A 23,647-nucleotide genomic window follows, 5' to 3' on the forward strand; every position below is an offset into this window, starting at 1 on the left:
ATGAAGGACCCGATGTCCGCCGACACGCTTTCCAACGACAGCCCGGCTCCCGCCCCTTCCACCGGGAAGCTGTACTACCGGGTCGGTGAATTGCCGCCGATCGCTTGGAAGATCCTCTCCTTCGTCCTGTTTTTCGGCGCTTGGGAAATCGCGGGACAGATCCCGATCAGCTTGGCGTTTCCGCCGTTCAGCGCGGTTATGGTCGCACTGGTCAAGTTGATGGCGAGCGGCGAACTGTTCTCAGCCTACGGACGGACGCTGCCTCCACTCCTCATCGGCCTGGCCATCACCTCCATCTTCGGTGTCGTGTTCGGCGTGGCCATGGGCCTTTCCAGGATGTCGGAGTTGGCGCTCTTTCCTCCGATGATCATCATGCAGACCGCGCCGATGGCCGCCATCATCCCGCTGATCACCTACGCCTACGGAATCGGGATCACGGCCAAGGTGATCGCGGTCGTCATTCTCAGCCTGCCGATGGTCACGCTCAATTCCTACAACGGCATCCGCCACACCAGCGACTCGCTTCTGGAGATGACGCGGTCCTTCATGGGAACCCGGCGACAGCAAGTCACCAAGATCATGCTTCCACACGCCAGCGGCATGATCTTCGCGGGGCTCCGCCTCGGCATTTCCGGCGGCTTCATCGGCATCGTTCTCGCCGAACTTCTGATCACGCCGACGGGCATCGGCGACATCATCAGCTACTACCGTTCGATCGCCCGCTACGCGGAAATGTTCGCCGCCATCTTTTCCGTGATCGCATTCGCCACCCTGGTCCTGACCGGGCTTCAGCTCATCGAACGCCGCATCTTCAAAGTTCTGGGACAGGGGAGCCGCTGATGAATTCCATGAGCGCCATCCGAGAGACGGACGCTGTCTCCGCCAATGAGGTCATCGTCAAGGCGGTGGGCATTTCCAAGCGCTACGGCGACGGGACGGAAGCCCTCTCCGACGTGACGATCGAATTCCGCCGCGGCGAGCTCACGACACTTCTCGGACCGTCGGGCTGCGGTAAGACCACGCTGCTCAAGATCATCGCAGGCCTGCTATCGGCCTCGGGCGGAGAAGTCCGGGTCAACAACAAGACCGTCTACGGTCCCGGCCCGGAACGGGCATTCGTCTTTCAGGATTTCGCGCTCATGCCGTGGGCGACGGTCCTGCGCAACGTCGCGTTCGGGCTGGAACTGCGCGGGACGCCGAAGGCGGAACGCGAAGATGTCGCCCGGCGCTACATCAAAAGCGTCGGCCTGGCCGGTTCGGAGCACAAATTTCCCAGCGAACTGTCCGGCGGCATGCGCCAGCGGGCCGGTCTTGCCCGCGCGCTCACGGTCAATGCCGACGTGCTTCTCATGGACGAGCCCTTTTCCGCCATCGACGAACAGATGCGCCGCAAGCTGCAGGAGGACCTGCTGGAGCTGCTGCGCGAAGAGAAGAAGTCGGTGATCTTCGTGACCCACTCCATCGAGGAGGCCGTCTACCTCTCCGATCAGGTGGTGCTTCTGACCCGCAATCCCGGCCGGGTGGTCAAGTCGATCCGTCCCGGTTTCGACCGCAATGCCGGGCCCGATGCCGTGCGCCGGGATCAACGCTATCTCGATGCGGTCGACGACATCTGGTCCCAGCTCAAGCAATATCTGAGCTGACCGATGGCTGGCCGTCTTCCGATCCTCTTGTCCCTCGTCGCCTGGGCCCTTTTCTGGGAAGTGGCGACGCAGATCGCCGACAGCACGATGTTCCCGCCGCTGAGCGCCATCCTCGTGACCATTGGCGAGGTCGTACAGCTCACGTCGTTCCAGAACGCGCTCGTCGTAACCGCCCGTTCCTTCGCCCTGGGCATGGCGCTGGCACTTGCCGTCGGCATCCCCGTGGGCGCCCTTATGGGACGCTTCGAAGCCGCCGACAAGATCCTGAACGTGTGGGTGAACATCTTCATTTCCGCGCCACTGACGGCGGTGGTGCCGGCACTGATGCCGCTTCTCGGGATCGGCGAGGCCACCGTGGTCGCGACGGTGTTCCTATTCGCGGTTTGGGTCATCATCATCGACACGCGCGAAGGCATTTGCGGCGTCAGTCCGTCCCTGGTCGAGATGGCGCGATCGAATGGCGCCACGCGCTGGCAGATGTTCTGGAAAATCCTGCTGCCCTCCGCGATGCCCGAAGTAATGACCGGAATCCGTCTGGGCGTCGTCCGCGGCGTCAAGGGCGTGATCATCGGCCAGATCGTGATTGCGCTGGTCGGCTTCGGCGCTCTGTTCGAAACCTATCTTCAGACGTTCCAGATGACCCGCTTTTGGGCCCTGGTCCTCGTCGTCTTCACGCTCGGCTTCGTCCTCGTGGAGCTCGTCGGGCTTTTCGAAAAGCGACTGACGCGCCACGCGAAGTCACGTTGATCCGCGTCCTCGCTATCTCACACCCCAAACTGGAGACCCTGGCGACATGGCCGGCTTTTCCCTTCTGATCCGAGACGGGCTCGTCCTGTTGGATGGCGGCGACCCGCATCAGCCGGTCCGAACCGATATTCTCGTAAGGGACGGCGTCATTGCCGCGATCGGCGACCAGGCGATCGCCGATGCCGAGACCGAGCCCGACGTCACGGAGCTGAACGCCGCCGGCAAGCTTGTCTCGCCGGGCTTCATCAACGCCCACTACCACTCCCACGACACGCTCGCGAAAGGGCTGATGGAGCAGAAGCCGCTGGAGACCTGGCGGCTCCTGGCGCTGCCGCCACAATACCCCAAGCGCAGCCGCGAAGAGATTAAGGCGCGCACGCTCCTGGGCGCGCTGGAGTGCTTGCGTTCAGGCATGACCACCGTGCAGGACATGGTGACCCTCTATCCCTTCGACGAAGAGCATCTCGACGCCGTTTTAGAGGCCTATGACGAAATCGGGCTGCGCGCCGTCGTCGCCCTCCAATACGCCGACATCAAGGGCATCAACACGATCCCCTTCTGGAAGGAGGTGTTTCCGGAGGAGTTGCATGGCCAGCTCTCGACCGCAGCCGAACCCGACGCCCGGATCGATCAACTCGGCTATTTCGAAGACACCTTCCTGAAGCATCCCGATAAGTTCGAGCGCATCACCTGGGCGCTCGGTCCCTCCGCGCCTGAGCGCTGCACCAGCGCGCTGATCGGACGAACCGTGGACTTGTCGGCGACCTACGACCTGCCGATCTTCACTCACATCTACGAATCCAAGGGCATGGCGCTGCAAGCGCGCATGGAATACCCGGAACACGGCGGCTCGCTGATCCGACGACTGAATGAGGAGGGCCTGCTCGGGCCGCGCCTGAACCTGGCCCATTCGGTCTGGCTGCAGGACGAAGAGATCGCGCTTCTAGGCGAGACCGGCACCAACGTGGTGATCAACCCTCTAAGCAACATGAAGCTCAAGAGCGGGATTCCGCCGATCCTGGAGCTGCAAAAGGCGGGCGTGTCGCTGGCGCTCGGCTGCGACAACTGCTCGTGCAGCGACGCCCAGAACATCTTCCAGGCCATGAAGCTGTTCGGCCTGATGGTCCATATCAGTCATGATCAGGATCTGACGCCGCAGGCCGAAGCCGCCTTCGGCGCCGCCACGACCGGCGGCGCCCACGCCGTCAATCGCGACGCGGATCTCGGCCGGATCAAGGTGGGCGCGCGCGGCGATCTCGTGCTGTTCGATCTCACCGATCCGTCCTTCGTGCCGCTCAACAGCGCGGTTCGCCAGATCGTCTACACGGAGGGAGGGCGCGGCGTTCACACGGTGATCGTCGACGGCCGCGTCGTCATCGAGGACGGCGCGCTGAAGACCATGGACCAGGCGCGCCTTCTCGACGACATCAAGGCGGTGGTTCCGCAATTCCGCGAGGACTATGCGGCGATCGAGAAACGGGTGGAGAAGCTGCAGCCCTATCTCGACGAGGCCCACCGCCGAATCTGGGCCGCGGACGTCGGCGGCAACCGTTTGTTCACCGGACACTGACCCTATGAAGCCGGCGCCGTTCGACTATGTCCGGCCAGAGGGGCTGGAAGAGTCGTTGGAGGTGCTGGCAGCTCACGGCGCCGATGCGACGGTGCTCGCCGGTGGCCAGAGCCTGATGCCGCTCCTGGCCACACGGGCGCACCGTCCGCGCGTTCTGGTCGACATCAACCGGATCGGAGCGGCCCATGGAGCGATCGAGACCGACGGCGACGCGCTGACGATGGGCGCACTGGTGCGCCATCGCGACGTGATCGTTGATGCGAATGTCGTCCGGAACATTCCGATGCTCGCCGAGGCCGGACGACTGATCGGCAACGTCGCGATCCGCAATCGCGGGACGGTGGGCGGCTCCATCGCCTTCGCGGATCCGGCCGCGGAGTGGCCTCTCTGCTTCGTCGCCCTGGGCGGATCCGTGCGCCTGGCGTCCAAGAAGGGGGAGCGAACCGTGCCGGCGGCGGAGTTCTTCCGCGGTTCCCATCGAAGCGTTAGGCGTTCCGACGAACTGGTCGTCGCCGCACGGTTTCCCGTTCCGCGCTTTGCCTACTTCGATGAAATTTCGCTCCGTCCCACGGCGCCGGCCTTCGCCAGCCTGGCCCTGGCGCAAGACCGGGACGGAACGCTGCGAGTCGCCCTCGGCGCCGTCGCGGACAGGCCAATAACGATCGAGGCGACCGCCGTGGCCGCCCTTGGCACCAATCCGGACTGGGGGGAGGTGCGCGCCATTGCCGGGCAGGAGCTCGGCGACCGACTTCCCGCCGACGAGCGCAGCTACCGACTTCATCTCGTCATGACTCTGCTCGGGCGGGCGGCCCGAGCCTACGCGAAGGCATCCGATCGTGACAGGCTCTGAGACCACCCGCACCATAACCTGCCGGGTGAATGGCGTCGCACGCACCGAGGCGGTTTCGGTTCGCATGAGCCTCGCTGACTTCCTGCGCGATGTTTTGGGCCTCACCGGCACCCATCTCGGCTGCGAAGAGGGGCAATGCGGCGCCTGCACGGTCGTCTCCGATGGCGACACCGTGCGCGCCTGCCTGATGCTCGCGGTGCAGGCCGACGGCATGGCGATCGAAACGATCGAAGGGGCGAGCGACAGCGGCCGGCTTGCCGATCTACAGGAGGCCTTTCACGCTCGCGGTGCGCTCCAGTGCGGGTTCTGCACCTCCGGTATCCTGCTGACGGCGGACGCGATGCTCAGCGAGACGCGTCCGGTCGATCGACGCGCGATCCGAGCCGGTCTGACCGGCCACATCTGCCGCTGCACCGGCTATCACGCCATCGTGGACGCCATCGCCGAAACCGCGGCCAAGCGGAGCGGGCAATGAGCAACCTCGACCTGCCCGGCGTGCTTGGCGGCGCCGTACCGGTGCCGCGCACGAAGCGGCTACTGGCCGGCCGCGGCCGATACACTGCCGATGTCGCCGACCGCACGACCCTGGAGACCGCGTTCCTGCGCTCGCCCCATGCCCATGCGCGGATCGCCGCCATCGAAATCGGTGCCGCCAAGGCCATGCCAGGTGTCGTGGCGGTGATGACGGCGCGCGATATGGCGACAATCGTTCGCGGATATGCGGTATCGGCGGCAATGCATCCGGATATGCGGGTGCCGGTTCAACATGCCCTCGCCCTCGACGTCGCCCGCTGGCACGGCGAACCCGTCGCCCTGGTCGTGGCTGCCAGCCGCGCAGAGGCGGAGGACGCAGTCGCCGCGATCGCAGTCGACTGGGATCCGCTTCCTCCGGTGACCGATCCCGCGACGGCAGCCGGTGCGCCGCCGATCCATCCCGAGCTCGGCACCAATCTCGCCCTCCATTTGGAACAGGCGAGCGCGGAAGCGGATCGCGTCTTCGCCGAGGCCGACCAGATCGTTGAACGCACCTTCTCTTTCAATCGCCAAACCGGCGTGCCGATGGAGCCTCGGGCCATCTGGGCCGAGTTCGATGCGAGCGAGGGCCGACTTTCGGTGGTGATGAGTCATCAATGCCCGCATCAGATGCAGGTGGAGTTCGCGCGGCTGCTCGACCTGGCCCAGCACCGCGTCCGCATCACCACGCCGGATGTCGGTGGCGCATTCGGCGTGAAGCAGCAGCTTTACGGGGACGAGCTTGCGGTCGCCGCGGCCGCGGTCGCGCTGGGTCGTCCGGTCCGGTTCGTGGCCGACCGGCATGAAGCGCTGCTCTCCGACATCCAGGCCCGCGAGCACAAGGTAACAGCCCGCGTCGCGCTTGACGTAAGCGGGGCGATCACCGGCTTCGCTGTCGACGACATTCACGCCATCGGACCCTATCCCCAATACCCCCGCTCCAACCTGGGAGAGAGCCGGGCGCTGCTGAGCCTGACCGGCGCGCCCTATGTCTTCGATGCCTTTGCCGGCCGCGTGGACATCGTCTTCCAGACCAAAGCCATGTCCGGCCACTATCGCGGGGTCGGTCATCCCCTCGCCTGCACCGTGACCGAAGCGCTGGTCGACGCCGTCGCATGGGCAACCGGACGCGACCGAATTGCGGTTCGCAAAGCACAGCTTATCCGCGATTTTCCGCACCGTTCGCCCACCGGCACCGTGTTTCAGCGCCTCGCCTTTGCCGAGTGCTTCGCCGCGCTTGAGGCCAAGGTCGATCTTGCCGAACTCGAAGCGGAGATCGCGCAAGCCCGCACAGACGGACGGATTGCGGGATGGGGGATCGCTGCCTTCGTAGAGCAGACTGCCCGCGGACCGGGCTTCTACGGCAAGGGAGGTGCCCCGGTCTCCAGCCGCGACGGCGCGGTTGTCCGTCTGGAGCCATCCGGCACGGTTCGCTGCCTTTCCAGCGTCACCGAGCAGGGCCAAGGCACGGAAACTGGCGTGCGCCAGCTCGTCGCCCGCGCGCTCGGGCTCAAACTCGCCGATGTGGAGATGATCACCGGCGATACGGCCGTCACGCCGCATGGTGGCGGCACCTGGGGTTCGCGCGCGATGGCAATCGGCGGACAGGCCGCGTGGGATGCCGCCCAGATTCTGCGCGCTGAGATCCTGCGGCTGGCCGGATTTCTGACCCAGCGCGAGCCGGACGCGCTGAAGCTGGCGGACGGGTCCGTCGTGGATGCAACGAGCGGGATCGCTCTTGTTTCGCTCGCCGAACTCGCCGCGATGGCGCATTTCCAGCCCTACCGCTTCGGGGAAGATCATCAGCCGCAACTCTCCGCGGCGGCGGAGTACGGTCCACTGGATCAGCCATTCCGGGCCGGAACCGGCATCCAGCTTTCCGTCGTCGACATCGATCCGGGCACCGGCAAGGTCGTACCACTGCGCCATCTCGTGGTTCACGAGGCGGGCCGGGTGGTCAATCCGCTTTTGGTGAATGAGCAAATCCGGGGCGGCGTGGCTCAAGGCCTCGGCGGCGCGCTCTTCGAGCATTGCGGCTACGACGAGGCTGGCCGGGCGACGGCGACCTCGCTCGGCCGCTATCCGATGCCCATGGCCATCGACCTGCCCGATATCGAGTTGGTCCATGCCGAGAACCCGGCCTTCACCGATGACGGGCTCGGGATCGTCGGCGTCGGCGAAGCAGGAACGGTCGGGGCCGGGGCCGCACTTCTCAATGCGGTCAACCACGCGCTGCTGGCGGCCGGCGGATCGGCCGTCTACGCACTGCCGTTGACGCCACCGCGGATTCTCGCCTCGCTGGGGCAGATTTAAGCGAGCGCTTCTCGGCCGACTTCGGCAGCCAACTCGTTCAGCCGGTCATAGGTCCAGCGCGCGAGCGGAATGCCCTCCATGCTCCGCTTGGCGAGCTCGCGTTGACTGCGCTCTCCCGCGAAGCTGACGCCTGTCGCCTCCGGCGCAAGCGGGCCCGCCTTCATGGTGTCGATCATTCGTTCCATCGTCGCCTCGAACTCGGCGCGCGGTTGGAAGGCAGAGACATCAACGGCCAGCAGGCTGAAGCTCGTATTCATCGCCCCGTCATAAGGGCGGAAGCCCGTCGAGTTGCCGGCGAAGAGTTGGCCCGCAGCAAGTACGCTGGAAAAGATCTCGTGGACGGCGGCAAGGTGGAACGCCTTGTAGCCCCCGAACGGCTGCAGGGAGAGGGTCTCGAGCGCAACGGCGGGATCGCGCGTTTCGCGGCCGTCAGCGTCCAGCGCCCAGCCGGACGGTATCTCCTCGCCACGCTCCTTGGCCTTGACGATCCGCTCAACGGCCGCCGCCGTGCAGGCCATGTCCAGGACGAACGCGCCGTAACGCCCCGCCGGCGCGGCATAGGCGACGGGATTGTTGCCGAGGACCGGAACGGTGCCGCCGGGCGGCGCCATCAGCTTGCGCGAGGTGTTGGTGAACGCCACGCCGACCATTCCGGCGTCCGCCGCCATCAGCGGATAGAACTTGGCGGAGGTAAGCGAGTTGCCATTCCTGACCGCGACGAGCCCGACGCCGGTCTCTCGCGCCATGGCGATGGCGCGCTCCATGGCCCGCGCGGCGGTCACCTGCCCAAGGCTCCGGTTGGCGTCCCAGTGGGCGACCGAGGCACGTTCGGAGAGCACGGTGATCTCCGTCCGGGCGCGATCACCGCCGGCACGGACCCGCTCGATCACCTGGCAGAGTAGCCGGAGCCCATGGCTTTCCTCCCCCATCAGCTCGGCCTGCAGGAAGACCGCGACGGTCTGCTCCGCATCGGGTTCGGATACGCCGGCATGGGTCAAAAGGCCGACGCAGTGCCGCTTCAGGGTTTCGGCGGGAAGCAGGACGGGCGCATCGGAGGCATCGATCATTTCAGTGTCCAGGCTGCGGCCCGAGCCATGAGCATTTGCGTGAGAGCGGCAAGCGCGGCATTGAAATCTTCAAGCGCCATTGCCTCATCGGGGTTATGGCTGCCGTTGGCATTGCGGATGAAAATCATCACGCTGGGCACGCCGGTGTTTGCGAAAGTCGCGGCATCGTGTCCCGCACCGCTCGCCATGGTATGGACAGGCAAGTTCTTGGCCCGGCAGGCTTCGTTGACCATCGCCACCAGATGCGGCGCCATCATCGCCGGCTCGCTGCCGCTCCGCGGCCCTAGATCAAACCGTGTCCCGGTCTCCGCACCGATCGTGTCGACGAACGCCTTCAGTTCGTTCTCGACCCGACCGAGTGTCTCCTTGCTCTGGCTGCGCACGTCCAGACAGAGACGGACTTCGCCGGCTACCTTGGAAAAAGAGTGGTTGGCCGGATCGGTACCGAGTTGGCCGAAGGTTACCGTCAGGTCCTCGCCTTCGGCTTCCAGCCGCTCCCAAAGCGCCTGCATAGCGACCACCAACCGCGCCGACGCGACGGCTGCGTCGTGCCGCAAGTGACGCGGCATAGCCCCGGAATGGGAGTATTCGCCGTGGCAGACCATCTCGCGATAGCGGAAGCTGCCGCGAATGCCCGAGACGGCGGCGAGCGGCAGATCGGCATCGATCAACGCCGGCGCCTGTTCGATGTGCGGCTCTATATAGGCGGCGATCGTCGCCGGATCGAGCCAAGCGTCTCCGCGCCGCACGCCGTCGGCGTCGAAACCGAGAGCATCGATATGCTCCGCCAGGGTCTGTCCGGTGTCCGATCGCCGAACCTGGTCGGCAATGCCGTTTTCGAGCACGCCGAGCGCTGTCTTGGAGCCGATATAGGAATGCGGGAACCAGCAGCTTTCCTCTGCCCTGAGGCAGGCGACGGTCAGGTCGAAGGCCGGCTGGATGCCGGCATCCGCAAGCGCCTTCTGAGCAGCGATCCCCATGATCACGCCGGCCGCCCCATCGAAATTCCCGCCGTGAGGGACGCTGTCGAGATGGCTACCGATGACGATCCGCTTTGACCGATCCAGGCCCGGCAGCGTCAGGAACTGATTGCCGGCAGCATCGAAGGTCCGCTCGACCCTGGATGTCGCCGCGGCTTCCGCGACCAGCGCAAAGGCGGTCTGCTCGCCCTCGCCATAGGCGATCCGGGTCACGCCCGGATCGTCCCGCGTGGCCTCGAACAGCCGGTCGAACAGGGACGCCGCGAGCTTGGCGGCACCGTCGGTATCCGGCGTACCCATATGACTCAGCGGCCCCCAACCTCGTGCAGCTTCGGCACGGCCGCCCGGGCGGTGTTGAACACCATCGCGGCGTCGTTCTGATACGGGATCCACTTGCAGCCTTTGGCAACCCAGTCGCCGGCCATCTCCGGAGATTGGGCGGAGAGGCCGTAGGTCACGCCGTGCTTCCGGCAGAGGCCGAACACCTCATCGTAGGCTTCGTGCAGGATCTTGGCCTGGAGATCGCCGGGCACGCCCAGATCCTGGCTCAGGTCGTCGGGACCGATCATGATCGCGTCCAGCCCCTCGACCTTCAGGATCTCCTCCAGATTGTCGATGCTCTTGCGCGTCTCGACCATCGCCACCGTCAGCGTCTCGCGGTTGAGATGCTCAATGACTTCGGCCGGCGGCGCCACGAAGTAGTCGGTGTGCGGCCCCTTCAGGTTCATGGGCCGGTTGCCGATCGGGTGATACTTGATCTGGCTGATAATCGTCTCAAGCTGGCTGGCATCGTCGATCGACGGCAGCAGCAGGCCCTGGGCGCCGGCATCGAGCGGCCGGGTAAGGTCATGGGGCTTCAGCGTTCCGGGAGGACGGACGATCGGGGTCAAGCCGCATTCGCGAGCGTACATGGCAAGCGTGCCCACCGTCTGCATGGAGAAATCGGTGTGCTCCATTTCGATCAGTACGAAGTCGAATCCGGAGACCGCCAGGATCTTTACCACGCGGGGATGCGGGCACAGCGTGATCCAGGTTCCGAACGCGGGCTTGCCCGCCGCCCAGAGCGCCTTGACGGGATTGGATCTGATCATCTCATTTCCTTATGTCGCTGAAAATCGCAGCCTGGATCAGGCGACTTTGCGCCGCCGATCCCAGACGTCCGGATTGACCATGTGGTCCGGCCGCCGGCCGGCAAGGACGGCAAGCACGGCCTCGGCCGCCTGAACCGCTGTGCGCTCGGCCGCCTCCTCGCTCGAGCCGCCAATGTGGGGGGAGAGCAAAACGCGGTCGGAGGCGAGATAGGGGTGGTCGGCGGTGGGCGGTTCGGTCTCGAAGACGTCGAAAGCCGCGCCGCGCAAGTGTCCCGTCTCAACCGCCTCCACCAGAGCCTCCCGGTCGACCAGGGCGCCGCGAGCGGTGTTGATCAGGGCGGCGGTCTTCTTCATCGAGAACAGCCGCTCGCGGGAGAAGAGCCCCCGGGTACGCGGCGTCAACGTCTGATGCAGTGAGACATAGTCGGCCTCGCCTAGGGCCGCGTCCAGATCGGGGGCGGGCACGAAGCCGACCGCTTCGATCTCGTCGGCGGCGACCGAGGGGCTATGCACCAGCACCCGCATGTCGAAGGCGGCCTTCGCCACTTCCGCCGTGCGCCGTCCGATCCGGCCGAAGCCAACGATCAGCAGGGTCTTGCCGCTGACCTCCCGGAAATCGCGCGTATAGCGATAGTCGAACCGATCCTCGCGGACGGCGGCATCGCACTCGCGCACACGCTTGGCGATCGCCAGCATGTGAGCGATCACGAGCTCGGCGACCGACTGAACGTTGGCGTAGGGGGTAAAGGCGATCGGAAGCCCGATTTCGGTCGCGTACTCGACATCGACCGGGTCGACGCCGATGCCATGGTTGCCGAGCACCTGGAGCTTCGAGGCTGCCTGCATCGCCGCCCGGTTCAAGCCGGCGTTGCGCGTGATCGCCGCGTCGGCATCGACGATCTCGTCCGCGACTGTGGCCATATCGGCGGCGCTCGCCTGAATGACCTCAAGCCCTGCGTCTTCCAGAAGCTGGATGCCGCTGGGATGGATCGGCTGAATCAGGAGACACTTCATGCCGTCGCCTCAAGGACGAAGCGGTCGTGCAGGGCGCGTGCCTCGGCCGTGGTGACGAACTGCCCGTGCCGCTTCGGCACCATATCCAGGAACCGGCGGTAGCGCTCCAGCCATTCCGGCACACCGACGGAGGCGGTGTGGAACAGGCAGTGGACGATCTGCGAGCGCTCCTCCCGTTCTGCCCGCGCGACGAGCGCCGCCCACACGCGCTCCAGATTGTCGAGCTCGCTCATTTCCACGTGCAGAATATTCTTATAGGCTGCGCCTTCGCCGTCCGAACCGATCGGGATTTCCAGGATCCGAGTGCGCGCCTGCCCCCCCCAGGGCTCGCGCAGCTTTTCAGGAATATAGTCCGCGCTGAGCGAGGCATAGGTCCAGATCGCCTCACGATCCGGCTTGTTCATGCCGGGGCAGCAGGAATAGTCGACCAACACTTCCTGCTCTTCCATCAACGCGTTCATCAGCGGATGGTAGGCGTTGTGCCCGCCGCGATAGGCGACCGGAATGATCCCGGCATCTTCCAGTCGGCGCTGACAGTCCCTGAAGACTTCCGCCATGTGCTCGGGCTCATCGTAGCGGGTGCCCTCGCCCTTGATCTCCTCGTGGAGATGAACCGAGAGCTCGCCACCCATCTTGACCGCCTCGCGGTAGACCTCGAGCATTTCACCCTCGTAGTAGCCGGTCCGGCAATAGGTGCCGGAATGGGGCGTGAGGATGAACTTGCCGTCGGTCATCGACTGCATTTCGCCGATAAGTTGACGGGTATCGAGAATCGACTGGGGGACATTCGGCGGATCGACGCGGAAATTGCGGCCCGGATCGAACGGGGCGTAAACGAGCCAATTCACGTCGATCAGCGGCACTATGTAGACGCGGTTGTCGTCGGGTCCGAAGGCCACGCGTCACCTCCTGCTTGGTTCGAATTTCCAAGCATTTATAGAAGGCCGGCCAATGCCCGAACAAATCCAATGACCCGAACGATTATTCAACCTAACTTCATAATCACCCGCATCGATAATCGTTTTCAGCGATATCCGATCGAGATGCGAGGGGGCGTGGATCGCAGTGGTTCGAGCGGAGGCAATGGCCGACCAAGCGGGACGCGTGGCGCCCATCAGGTCGAGCCACCAATTCGAAACCAATTCAGAACAGCCCGGTCTTCTCCAGCGCCTTGTGGTCCCACTCGACGTTGGGGAAGTGGGTCTCCATCTCGCCGTCGACGATACACCGGTGCAAGGAGCTCAGGATCGCGGAGGCGGCCGGTGACAGGCCCTGCCCCTTTTTCCAGAATAGGGAGATTGGGCGCCGGATCGTCGGGTTGGAGAGCGGCCGGCGGCGGATCAGCGACTGATTCTCGCGCGGCAAGGCGAGGTCCGGTGCGGCCGAGATGCCAATGCCCTCCTCAATCATGCCACTCAAGGTAGCAAGATTGGAAATCTCGCTGACGATCTTAAGGGAAATTCCGAGCTTTTCGACCGTCTCGTCGACCAGATCGCGAATGCCTGTTTCGTGGGACATGGCGACGAACGGCTGCTCGTTCAGATCCGCCCATCGGATCGTACGCTTGCGCGCCAAAGGCGAAGTGACCGGAGCCACGACGCACATCATATCTTTGGCGAACGCGCAGGCATCCAGGTCGCTGTGGGCCACCACCGTACTGCCGATCCCGAAATCCGCGTCGCCCGACAGGATCATCGCGGCCACGCCCTTCATGTTGCTGTCGCGGATGGTGACGTGGATGTTCGGGAACTGCTTCTCGTTGACGGCAAGCACCCGGGGCATCAGGCGCGAAGCGACCGATGGCAGGCAGGCGACGGTGACGTGGCCCTGTCGGCGCTGAACCGTGTCCTGGACATTAGCCATCAGGTTGTCGAACTGGCGCAGAATGTCGCGGGCGTGTGGGATGAAACCGAGACCCAGCGGGGTGATGTAGACCGACCGCGTCGTCCGATTGAACAGCGGACTGCCAATATGATCTTCGAGCTGGCGGATACACTGCGACAGGGCCGGCTGCGAAAGATTGAGGGCGGCCGCCGCCTTCACAAAGCTCCCCTTGTCGGCAACCATCACAAAGGCGCGGAGCTGCCGCAGATTGACGTTATTTGCCATAATGAAACAATGATGCCGACCAATCGATTTTGATAATAAACTGGCGTCAGACCTTTGTGAGGTCAACCGTTATAGCGGCACAACTTCCGTCGGAACGGCAAAGCCATCGTCGGCGAACGAGCCTGCAATGTGATGGAATCAGACCGAACCGAAGGTTCGCAAAGCCCAACCGGGCCGCGCGGTCAGCGCCCCCTGTCGGAGGCGCGAGCGAAGCAATCTGCCGTGAGATAGAAAATTGGTGGGCCCGGCAGGACTCGAACCTGCAACCAGACCGTTATGAGCGGTCGGCTCTAACCATTGAGCTACAGGCCCGTGCCGGCCCGCCTGAAAGCAACTGCGGTCACACGAGGCAAAGTCCGTTCCTGTTTCCGCGGCGAAGGCGGCACCTCGTCTGGTCTATATCGAGACTCGGCGGAGGCTGTCCAGCCGATGCGTGCAGCGGATGTGCGTTGGACGCCGCCCAAGCACCTTGCCGTACCCACTTCCCTCGCTCCGCACCGTCGCATTCGCGTCGCAATCCCATGACATCCGGGCCGAGGAGGAAACGCTCCCGATGGTCGCGGAAGGCGATGATGGCGAGTTCCGACCTCAAGCGCGAGACATGACGGATCCAGGCCGTCGAGCGCTGGAGCGTTGTCGAGCGCTGGAGCGTTTACGCCAAGCCTTTGTTTTGCCGCACTTTCATCGGGAAAAGGCGGCCCCGCATTTGCCGACACCGTTCCGATCCATCACAGGGAGGAAACTGACCATGCGCCTTGCCCCTCTGGCTGCCGTCACCCTTGCAGCCGTTCTTGCGGTCTCCGCCGTACCCGCTTTCGCGCGCGATACCGCGAACCTGACCGTCACCGGCACGGGTACCGCCGCCGGCACGCCCGACATGGCGACCGTCTCCGTCGGAACCGTGACCGAGGCCGCCTCGGCGGGCGACGCGTTGAGCGAGAATTCGAGCCAGGTCCAAGCCGTGATCGACGCCGTCAAAGGCGCCGGCATCGAAGCCCGCGATATCCAGACCAGCGGCTTCTCGGTCTCGCCGCGCTACACCAACCCCGGCAACGACTCCAACGAGGCGCCGAAGATCGACGGCTACCGCGTCACCAACGGCGTGACGGTGCGCGTACGCCAGCTCGATACGCTCGGCGGCCTGCTCGACACCCTGGTCAAGGCCGGCGCCAACGACGTTTCCGGGATCCAGTTTGCCATCTCCAACACCGACAAGCTGGAGGACACCGCCAGGACCGCGGCCGTGGCCGACGCCAAGCACAAGGCGGCGCTTTATGCCGAAGCCGCCGGTGTCCGGCTCGGCCGGGTCCTCGCCATCACCGAGGGCGGCAACCAGGAGCCGCGGCCCATGCCGATGATGCGAATGGAGGCGAGCGCAATGTCGGTGCCGGTCGAAGCGGGGGAGCAGTCGCTGTCGGCCCAGGTTCGAATCGTCTACGAGATTCTGGCCGAGTAAGCAGCCTCGACCTACCTGGAGCCTTTTCCGCTCAGATGGAACCATCCGTGCAATAGGAAGAGGCTCCAGATTCAATAGCTTGCGCAAACCCTTGTCGTCCAAATGGATTCACTTTGAACGGGGCATGCTCTGGAGCCGCTCCGCCCTTCGCGGACCGGCTCTAACCGATCGGTTTGACGCGCACCCGCACGACCAACCGGTTTCTTCTTGGCCGGGGAAACAGTCTAGATCGCGATCGCCCGGCTCGGCAGGGCGCTGGTGGAAACGCCTTCGCCCGACCCGACATGATCCGTCGGCGGTTGCGCTTGCGGCGGTTTCAACTCGCCGAACGTTGCCGGCTCAAACACGGCCAACGGCTCTGAGAGGCCCCGCACCGGATGGCTGCCGAGCGCCTTGAAGGCGCGCTCGGTATCGCCGAGCGCGGTCACGAAGCTTTCCGTCACCAGAAGCGGCTGCTTGAGCGCACTACACATCTCCGAGATCCGGGCGAGCACGTTCACGTCGCGCCCGACGGCGGTGAAGTCCAGCCGATTGCCGGACCCCACATTGCCATAGACCGCCTCGCCGTAGTGCAGGCCGATACCGAAACGCACCGGCAGCGGCACGCCGTCGACCACGACCGGCTCCAGCTCGCTCGCCAGGGCGGATTCCGCGGCCCTGAGCGCCCGGGCGCAGGCGTCCTGACTGCCGACCGGCGCGGCCGGAAAAATCGCCAGCACTGCGTCGCCGATAAATTTCAGAACTTCGCCGCCTTCCGCCACGATGCCCGGCACGACGGCGTCGTAGTAGCGATTCAACAGCTCCGCCGTCTCCTGCACCGGCAGGCGGGTGGACAGCGCCGTGAAGCCGCGCAGATCCGCCATCATCATGGCCGCCTCGATGCGCGTCACCTCTCCACGGTGCACGACGCCGTTGAAGATCTGGGAGGCCGGGCCCGCGCCGACATAGGTGGCGACCAGCTCGTCCAGCGTGCGCCGCAACCGCTTGATCTCCAACACGTTCGCCAGGGCCGGCAGGATGCGGGCGACCAGCGCGCGGTCGGCATCGGAAAAACCATCCGGCGACTTGGTGGCGAAGGAGAGCGAGTTGGGGGCGCCGACCGTGAACCAAAGCGGCACCACCAGATAATGGCGAACGCCTTCTTCCTTGAGATCCGGAATCACGCCGAACCGGTCGTCCGGCGTCTTGTCCACATCCAGCTCTAGCCACTCGCCGGAGTCGTGCACCACCTTGAAGGGGCTGCGCTCGTAGAAGCCCTTGTCGCGGTCGGCATAATCGTAAGTGAAGTAACCGATCGGCTGAAACGGACGCCAGACGATGCCCGCCGCAAGCAGGTTGGGGCTCAGCATCCTGAGCGAGATCATCATCCGATCGAGCGGCATGCCAGCGCGGCGCAGGCGCCAGCCGAGACCATCGACGAACGCTCCGACCTCCAGCCGCGGCGCCTCGGCCACCAGCCAGTCGACGATCGCCTCCGGGGTCACCGGCGCCATGTCTTCGCCCGGACGGGACGGCCCTCGAGAATCCCACATAATACGCATGTCCAACAAATAGACCGCAGCTTGAGGCCCGCGCGGACCTCGGATCTGCGGCAATCCCCCTATATAACGGCGCCATTCCGGTTCTTCGACGTGGCGCTCCGCAATCGGCAAAACGGGTCCGGGCGATAGGCCCCTCGCTCGTCATCCTCGGCATGCCCGGACGACGCATTCCCGCCAGATATGGGTCTTTGGCCGTTTTGATCCAGAGAGGCGTGTCGTCGCTTTGTCGCATTGCTGCCATTCGGCAACAAAATTGCCATGGTGCGAGCGAAAACGGGGTAAGCGCCGAAGCTCACATTCCCGGCATCCGGCCTTGTCGGCGCCGTTCCGAAGCCTGCGCGATCGCCTATCGGTCTCCCTGAGATGCGTTGTCGGGCGGCGAACCGGTATCCCCTTTTCTCAGGCTTTGCTTTACCCCACCCGATCTCCCAGGTCCACGCGCCGGGCGATTTCGGCGACGCAGTTGGAAAAGGCGACGAGGTCGCGGAAGCGCCGCTCCGGCTCTGCGACCTGGTGCTCGATCACCGTGCCGCCGCTTTCGGCGATGCCGAGCGGCACCATCAAATTCTCCACCAGCCCAAAGTCCTCGACGGTGAAATGGGGATGAGCGTGGGCGCGGACCGCAGCGTTATTGGGCGCATGGTCCTCCACCCTGACTCGGTAGGAGGCGGGATCGGTTGTGTAGCCGAACACGACCGCCCCGCTTGCCGCCAGGAAGCCGATCTCGAACGCGGTGCCGGGATCGACGGAGACACCCCGAAACGGCGTGATGTTGGCGATCGCGAAGGGGCAGCTTGTCATGGCATCGCGATTGGCGGCGAAGATCGCCTGCGCGGCCTCTTCCGTTCCGTCCATCACTGGGCCGAGCGCAGCATCGAGCGGCGAAACGCCTTCGAGCCCGGCTTCGGCGCAGATCCGCTTCTTGGCTTCCAGCACCTCCAACGCATCGGGCAGGAAGACTTCTGGGCCGGCGAGATAGATGCGGGTCATGCGTCGTCCTTAGGCCGCTTTCGGGATCACTAGGCGAACAACAATTGCGCGTCGCGATTCCTGTGATTCAAATTTGACATTTGCGCCGGCGCGCGTGCCTACCGAAAAATCTCGAGGGCAACGACGCGGGCGTTGACTCAACCTAAACATGTGCTCTTAATATAATTGCTACTCATAAGATCATTTTCCAAATGGAGACACTTATGACTTTGCGCTTCGGACTCCTGATTGCCCCGCTCGCCGTCGCCAGTGCCCTCACCACCACCGCCATGGCTCAGACCAACACGGGCCTTCCCCCGCAGAAAGTGTGTTCCGTAATCGCCACCAATTCTTGGAGAAACGACATTCCCGTTCCGCATACTTGGACAAAACAGGACTGTACGGATTGGGCGACGTCAATCAGTGCTACCGAGACCCAGTTTGGATGCATGACGCATGACGGGCTCACCTACGGCACAGCTGCGGAGGCGAACTGCGACTGGCAATAGAGCCTTTTTCACGCAGATAAAATCATCTGAGCGACAAGAAACGAGAGCATCAGGTGACGCTGACGATGCGCCTGATGCTTTCGCCGACAATGGATCGTGCGGCGGTGAATCCCGGCTTGGCGTCGACACCCCATAAGATACCCATCGACCTCGCGCAAAAAGACGCCTTCCGGCCCGGTTTCAGTGAGGACCTCCTTCTTCGCCTAAAATATCTTGGGCACGCCGGGCAGGACGAGACTTCCAGACACTGCGAGTGTGGCTGCCCTGTCCAGCCGTGAAACCGGAAAACGAGGAAACCGGCCGCCCCCCAACGCTCGTCCAAACCGGCTGTTTTCGCCGTGTCCAGCGCGAAGGCGGGCTCCGGCCGCACAGAAATCAGATTCTGTTCTGCAGGCACGCGGACGAAGGTTACGCACCAGCCATTGTACGACCGCCCTACGGCCTCCCGCTTACGCGGGAATGAGCGGAGATTGGGGCAAGGCCGAACCTACGGCCAATCCCCAGACCGGCCGTATCTCATCCACCAGCGCGCGACTGCGCGCCGGCCGATCAAGAGGCGCGGAGCGAAGCGACCGGGATCAAAAAACCGGCTGCCCACCCGGAGCCGGTGAGCGTAGCGAACTCGGCGTGAGGGCGGCTTAACTGTCGAGGAACGAGCGCAGTTTCCGGCTCCGGCTCGGGTGCTTCAGCTTGCGCAGCGCCTTGGCCTCGATCTGGCGGATACGCTCGCGGGTCACGGAGAACTGCTGTCCCACCTCTTCCAGGGTGTGGTCGGTGTTCATGCCGATGCCGAAGCGCATGCGCAACACGCGCTCCTCGCGCGGGGTGAGCGAGGCGAGCACGCGCGTGGTGGTCTCGCGCAGGTTCGACTGGATCGCCGCGTCGATCGGCAGCACCGCGTTCTTGTCCTCGATGAAATCGCCGAGGTGGGAATCCTCCTCGTCGCCGATCGGGGTTTCGAGCGAGATCGGCTCCTTGGCGATCTTCAGGACCTTGCGGACCTTCTCCAGCGGCATCTGCAGCTTTTCCGCCAGCTCCTCCGGGGTCGGCTCACGGCCGATCTCGTGCAGCATCTGGCGCGAGGTCCGCACGATCTTGTTGATCGTCTCGATCATGTGGACCGGAATACGGATGGTGCGCGCCTGATCGGCGATCGAGCGGGTGATCGCCTGCCGAATCCACCAGGTGGCGTAGGTGGAGAACTTGTAGCCGCGCCGATACTCGAACTTGTCCACCGCCTTCATCAGGCCGATGTTGCCCTCCTGGATCAGGTCCAGGAACTGCAGGCCGCGGTTGGTGTACTTCTTGGCGATCGAGATCACCAGGCGGAGGTTGGCCTCGACCATCTCCTTCTTGGCGATCCGGGCTTCGCGCTCGCCCTTCTGCACCTTGGCGACGATCTTACGGAACTCGGTAATCTCTAGCCCGGTCTCGGTGGCGAGCGTGTGGATCTCCTGGCGCAAATCGCGGATCGTCTCCTTCTCCTTCTGGACGAAGGGGCGCCAGCCGGGGCTGGCGAGGCTCGCCACCCGGCGGATCCAGTTGGGATCGAGCTCGGACCCCTGGTACTGGCGCAGGAAATCCTCGCGGCCGACGCCATAGGAATCGGCCAGCCGCATCAGCCGGCCTTCCTGGCTGATCAGCCGCTTGTTGATCTCGTAGAGGTGCTCCACCAGCGTATCGATGCGGTTCTGGTTGAGCGACAGGCTCTTCACGTCGACGATGATGTCGTCGCGGAACTTCTTGAAGCGCTTTTCCTGGCTGGGCGAGAGCGACCTGTTCTGCTGCAGCCGGGCTTCGACCTTCTGGTCCTGCAGGCGGCGGAGCTTCTTGTAGTTCTCCGCGATGTTGTCGAAGGTCTCCAGCACCTTCGGCTTCAGTTCCGCTTCCATCGCCGAGAGCGAGACGTTGGACTCGAAATCGTCGTCGCTGTCGTCTTCGCTTTCGCCCTCGCCTTCACTCTCGCTTTCCGAGGACGTGTCGCTGTCATCGCTGCCGGTCGCGGCGGACGTGTCCGGCGCGCCCTTGCCTTCCGGATCGGCGTAGGTCGCCTCCAGATCGATGATATCGCGCAGGAGGATCTTTCCCTCGTTGAGCTGGTCGCGCCAGATGATGATCGCCTGGAAGGTCAGCGGGCTCTCGCACAGCCCCTCGATCATCGCCTCGCGGCCGGCTTCGATGCGCTTGGCGATCGCGATTTCGCCTTCGCGTGACAGAAGCTCGACGGAGCCCATCTCGCGCAGATACATGCGGACGGGATCGTCGGTCCGCTCCGCGGGCTCGCGGGTCGTGGTCTGCTTGGTGACGGCCTGGGACCCGACCTCGACGAGATCGCCGCCCTCTTCCTCCTCGCCACCGTCCTCGGAGTCGGCTTCTTCCTGTTCCACCACATTGATGCCCATGTCGGAGAGCATCGCCATGGTGTCCTCAATCTGCTCCGAGGTCACCTCCTCGGACGGCAGAACTTCGTTGAGCTCGTCATAAGTGACATAACCGCGCTTCTTGGCGGTCTTGATCATCTTCTTGACGGCGGCATCGGACAGATCCAGCAGCGGGCCGTCGCTCGTCTCGGGCTGAGCGTCCTGCGTCGCTTCGGATTCCGTCGTCTTGGTCGCCATGCCGCGTTCTCCTTCAACCCGCACCCGATCGGACGAGTAATCTCGCCGCACCGCGCGGGTTATTCGTGTTGCATCAGTCGAGGAAGCCGTTCCCAACGGTTCATGTCCAGCGCGCATTCCGGCGATCCGTGCCACAGCGCCCTTTGCAGCGCACCGTCGTCTCCGACAGTCAACGGATCCCGGTTCGACACTTTGCGTAGAAGCATGCCGCGATTCGGTTTCCGGACTCCCAACAATCGCCGATCCACTCGTGCCTCGAAGCGAACGTTCACCGGCCTTGTGCCACCGGCTGGACACGCCTTCGGCTTCGATCGGGCACTCCTCAAATCCAACGTCTCTCGCGTGGTTTCGGGCTCGGAGCCTGGCCGGCGGACATGCCGCACATCCAAGGCGGGCCACAACCCTACCACATCGGGTCCGACTGCGCCGGAACCGTTTACATAGCGTCGCCCCTGAATTTCGCAAGCAGCGGGAATCACTTGATGCGAATCACTTTTCGCAACCGTGGATTCCGTGCCACGCACCGACGGCCCCTTACGCCACCGGCGTCGGCGCCGTCGGCCCGCGTGCCGCCTCGACATAGGCGCCGCGAATCTCCTTCGCCTGATCGGCCAGATCGCGGTCCTCGTCCTGAAAGGCCTGCTTGCGGCGCACCAGCTCGCGCGACAGGCCGAGGATCCGCGCTTCGCCCTCCGCCGTCAGGGTTTCGTCGGCTTGGGCGATATCCGCCTCCAGGTCCGCCTCCAGCACCTTCAGGTCCAGCCGGTCGAGAAAATGCAGCAGGCAGCGCTCCACAAACCCGTCCGGCGGCTCCGCCGAAAGCACGGGAAAGCGCATGGCCAGGCGGGCCGCGGATCCGGACGGATCGCCGTAGACCTCGGCCAAGAGCGCCTTCAGGTCATCCGACAGGCTCGCGCGCAGCGCCTCCGCGTTCATTTCGCCGGCGTCGATCGCAAAGGACAGGATCGCGCGCTTCAGCCGTTCGTGAGGATCGAAAGAAAACCGCACTCTCTCGATCCGCTCCCAGTGGCTGTCCACGAAGCGCGGAAAGGCGACAGACACGCCAAGCACGATCCGCTCCAACTCGGCCAGGTCGCTGCCGGCGGCCGTGAGCGCCGCCAGCACCTGCGGATCGGCCGCGCCGGCGCCGGCACCCGCCGGCCCCTTGGGCCGACCACGGAACAGCTCGGAGAGCCGACCGCGCATATCGAAATGATAGCGCCGGCGGACCCGGGTGTCGCGGATCTGCTCGATCAGGCCTTCGATCCGGGCTTCCAGCGCCGCCTTGCGCTCCGGGGTGTCGATCCGGCCGGCGACAAGCTCGCGCTCCCAGACCACGTCGACCAGCGGCCGGGCGCTGGCGACTTCGGCCAGGAAGCCGTCGCGGCCTCCGTTCGCGATCAGATCGTCGGGGTCCTGTCCATCGGGCAGGAAGCAGAAATTGAAGGAGCGGCCGCTTTCCAGAAGCGGCAGAATGCGATCGACGGCTCGCCGAGCGGCAGCCACACCGGCCTTGTCGCCATCGAAGCAGATCACCGGCTCCTGGGCGAGCCGCCACATGGCGCGGATCTGGTCCTCGGTGAAGGCCGTGCCAAGGCTCGCCACCACATGGGGAATGCCGGCCTTGTAGACGGCGATCGCGTCGAGATAGCCTTCCACCACGATCGCGGCGCCGGTCTTGTGCGCGCCGGCACGGGCACGGTGCAGGTTGAACAGGACCGCACTCTTGTTGAAAAGCGGCGTTTCCGGAGAGTTCAGATATTTCGGCTCCTGGTCGGCGCCAAGGGCGCGCCCGCCGAAGGCGACCACACGGCCGCGATGGTCGTGGATCGGGATCATCAGCCGGTTGCGGAAGCGATCGTAGCTGGCGCGGCCGTCGTCCGGCCGGATCACCAACCCGGCGTCGACCATCTGCGTTTCCTCGACGCCGTGGCCAGCCAGATACTGTTTCAAGGCCGTGCGCTCGCCCGGTGCATAACCGATCTCGAAGGTCGCAAGCGTCTCCCGATCGAGGCCGCGGCGGCTTGCGTAGGACCGGGCGTCGCGACCGGCATCCGAGGCGAAACGCTCCTGAAAGAAGCGAGCGGCAAGCGTCATCACGTCGGCAAGGCTCGCGCGGACCTTGGCGCGGCGAGCCTCCTGGGGATCGGCGGCGGGCATCGACACCCCCGCCTGTTCGGCCAACCGCTCCACCGCCTCGGGGAAGGAGAGCCCTTCCGCGTCGGTAAGGAAGCGGACGTGGTCGCCGGACGCGCCACAGCCGAAGCAGTGATAGAAGCCCTTGCGATCGTCGACATGGAAGGAGGGCGTCTTTTCCTCGTGGAACGGGCAGCAGGCCCAATAGTCGCCCTTGCCGAACTGCGACTTGCGCCGGTCCCAGGTCACGCGCCGGCCGACCACCTCCGACAAAGGCAGCCGATTGCGTAACTCATCCAGAAACTCGGGCGGAAATCGCATGGCTCTCGGGATCGTTCGGCCGACCCATCCTGAAATGGTGTTCATCCGGCGCGCGGTCGCGCCGACTCGAAACGGCTTCGCAGCCGCAGACGCGCCACAGTGCGCCAGCGCGTCCCCCTCCGGGAAGACACCTCGGAGAAAACGGTCCGCGTCGTCCAACGACGATTCGCCGGCTGTGGATAATAGCGAGAATGTTGTGG

At 64.6% G+C, this 23,647-nt stretch carries 18 protein-coding genes and 1 tRNA gene; 8 read left to right on the forward strand and 11 right to left on the reverse strand.

Features of this window, described 5'->3' with window-relative positions; genetic code table 11:
- Positions 1–12 precede the first annotated feature (12 nt).
- Genes HNS03_RS00430 through HNS03_RS00460 form a run of 7 tightly spaced genes read left to right on the forward strand, consistent with a single transcriptional unit; the run spans position 13 to position 7,636 of the window.
- On the forward strand, positions 13–840 hold the full coding sequence (locus HNS03_RS00430; RefSeq protein WP_367192246.1) for an ABC transporter permease: 828 nt from the start codon (positions 13–15) through the stop codon (positions 838–840).
- Entirely contained in the window at positions 840–1,643 is an 804-nt protein-coding gene (locus tag HNS03_RS00435; protein WP_367192248.1) for an ABC transporter ATP-binding protein, read from the forward strand. The genes HNS03_RS00430 and HNS03_RS00435 overlap by 1 nt, the downstream gene beginning before the upstream one ends.
- A 3-nt stretch (positions 1,644–1,646) precedes the next feature.
- A complete protein-coding gene (locus HNS03_RS00440) occupies positions 1,647–2,390 on the forward strand; it encodes an ABC transporter permease (protein WP_367192249.1) in 744 nt (247 codons plus the stop codon).
- A gap of 46 nt (positions 2,391–2,436) precedes the next feature.
- Positions 2,437–3,960 carry an amidohydrolase family protein gene (locus HNS03_RS00445; protein ID WP_367192250.1) on the forward strand — a complete coding sequence of 508 codons (1,524 nt, stop codon included), beginning with the start codon at positions 2,437–2,439 and terminating at the stop codon, positions 3,958–3,960.
- A 4-nt stretch (positions 3,961–3,964) separates the two neighbouring features.
- Entirely contained in the window at positions 3,965–4,810 is an 846-nt protein-coding gene (locus HNS03_RS00450; protein ID WP_367192251.1) for a xanthine dehydrogenase family protein subunit M, read from the forward strand.
- A 13-nt stretch (positions 4,811–4,823) separates the two neighbouring features.
- On the forward strand, positions 4,824–5,285 hold the full coding sequence (locus HNS03_RS00455) for a (2Fe-2S)-binding protein (protein WP_367192795.1): 462 nt from the start codon (positions 4,824–4,826) through the stop codon (positions 5,283–5,285).
- Entirely contained in the window at positions 5,282–7,636 is a 2,355-nt protein-coding gene (locus HNS03_RS00460) for a xanthine dehydrogenase family protein molybdopterin-binding subunit (protein WP_367192253.1), read from the forward strand. The genes HNS03_RS00455 and HNS03_RS00460 overlap by 4 nt, the downstream gene beginning before the upstream one ends.
- Here HNS03_RS00460 and HNS03_RS00465 read toward each other — a convergent pair.
- The 7 genes from HNS03_RS00465 to HNS03_RS00495 all read right to left on the reverse strand — a co-directional run bounded on the left by HNS03_RS00465 (position 7,633) and on the right by HNS03_RS00495 (position 14,209).
- On the reverse strand, positions 7,633–8,703 hold the full coding sequence (locus tag HNS03_RS00465) for an Ldh family oxidoreductase (protein ID WP_367192255.1): 1,071 nt from the start codon (positions 8,701–8,703) through the stop codon (positions 7,633–7,635). The two genes, HNS03_RS00460 and HNS03_RS00465, sit on opposite strands and share 4 nt — an antisense overlap.
- Positions 8,700–9,983, reverse strand: a complete 1,284-nt coding sequence (locus HNS03_RS00470) for a hydantoinase/carbamoylase family amidase (protein WP_367192256.1) — start codon at positions 9,981–9,983, stop codon at positions 8,700–8,702. Before HNS03_RS00470 ends, HNS03_RS00465 begins: the two co-directional genes overlap by 4 nt.
- A 5-nt stretch (positions 9,984–9,988) precedes the next feature.
- Positions 9,989–10,774: an HpcH/HpaI aldolase/citrate lyase family protein gene (locus HNS03_RS00475; protein ID WP_367192258.1), complete on the reverse strand. Its 786-nt coding sequence runs from the start codon at positions 10,772–10,774 to the stop codon at positions 9,989–9,991.
- A gap of 36 nt (positions 10,775–10,810) precedes the next feature.
- A complete protein-coding gene (locus tag HNS03_RS00480; RefSeq protein ID WP_367192260.1) occupies positions 10,811–11,788 on the reverse strand; it encodes a hydroxyacid dehydrogenase in 978 nt (325 codons plus the stop codon).
- Positions 11,785–12,687: a hypothetical protein gene (locus HNS03_RS00485; protein ID WP_367192261.1), complete on the reverse strand. Its 903-nt coding sequence runs from the start codon at positions 12,685–12,687 to the stop codon at positions 11,785–11,787. Before HNS03_RS00485 ends, HNS03_RS00480 begins: the two co-directional genes overlap by 4 nt.
- 244 nt (positions 12,688–12,931) lie before the next feature.
- Positions 12,932–13,897, reverse strand: coding sequence for a LysR substrate-binding domain-containing protein (locus tag HNS03_RS00490; protein WP_367192263.1), 966 nt, complete (start codon positions 13,895–13,897; stop codon positions 12,932–12,934).
- 236 nt (positions 13,898–14,133) lie between these two features.
- Positions 14,134–14,209: transfer RNA gene (locus tag HNS03_RS00495), tRNA-Ile, on the reverse strand.
- 436 nt (positions 14,210–14,645) lie between these two features.
- On the opposite strand from HNS03_RS00495, the gene HNS03_RS00500 reads away from it, so the two are divergent.
- Positions 14,646–15,353, forward strand: a complete 708-nt coding sequence (locus HNS03_RS00500) for an SIMPL domain-containing protein (RefSeq protein WP_367192264.1) — start codon at positions 14,646–14,648, stop codon at positions 15,351–15,353.
- Positions 15,354–15,577: 224 nt separating this feature from the next.
- Here the strand turns inward: HNS03_RS00500 and HNS03_RS00505 are convergent, their stop codons facing one another.
- The 4 genes from HNS03_RS00505 to dnaG form a co-directional block, all read right to left on the reverse strand.
- Positions 15,578–16,846 (reverse strand): adenylate/guanylate cyclase domain-containing protein, encoded by a 1,269-nt coding sequence (locus HNS03_RS00505; RefSeq protein ID WP_367192266.1) that lies wholly within the window; start codon positions 16,844–16,846, stop codon positions 15,578–15,580.
- 459 nt (positions 16,847–17,305) lie between these two features.
- Complete coding sequence (locus HNS03_RS00510) at positions 17,306–17,884, reverse strand: nucleoside 2-deoxyribosyltransferase (RefSeq protein WP_367192268.1); 579 nt, start codon at positions 17,882–17,884, stop codon at positions 17,306–17,308.
- A gap of 1,126 nt (positions 17,885–19,010) precedes the next feature.
- A complete protein-coding gene (gene rpoD / locus HNS03_RS00515; protein WP_367192270.1) occupies positions 19,011–20,990 on the reverse strand; it encodes an RNA polymerase sigma factor RpoD in 1,980 nt (659 codons plus the stop codon).
- A 534-nt stretch (positions 20,991–21,524) separates the two neighbouring features.
- A complete protein-coding gene (dnaG, locus tag HNS03_RS00520) occupies positions 21,525–23,447 on the reverse strand; it encodes a DNA primase (protein ID WP_367192272.1) in 1,923 nt (640 codons plus the stop codon).
- Positions 23,448–23,647: the final 200 nt, after the last annotated feature.

This window comes from Amorphus sp. 3PC139-8 (assembly GCF_040750475.1).
Taxonomy (GTDB): Bacteria; Pseudomonadota; Alphaproteobacteria; order Rhizobiales; family Amorphaceae; genus Amorphus.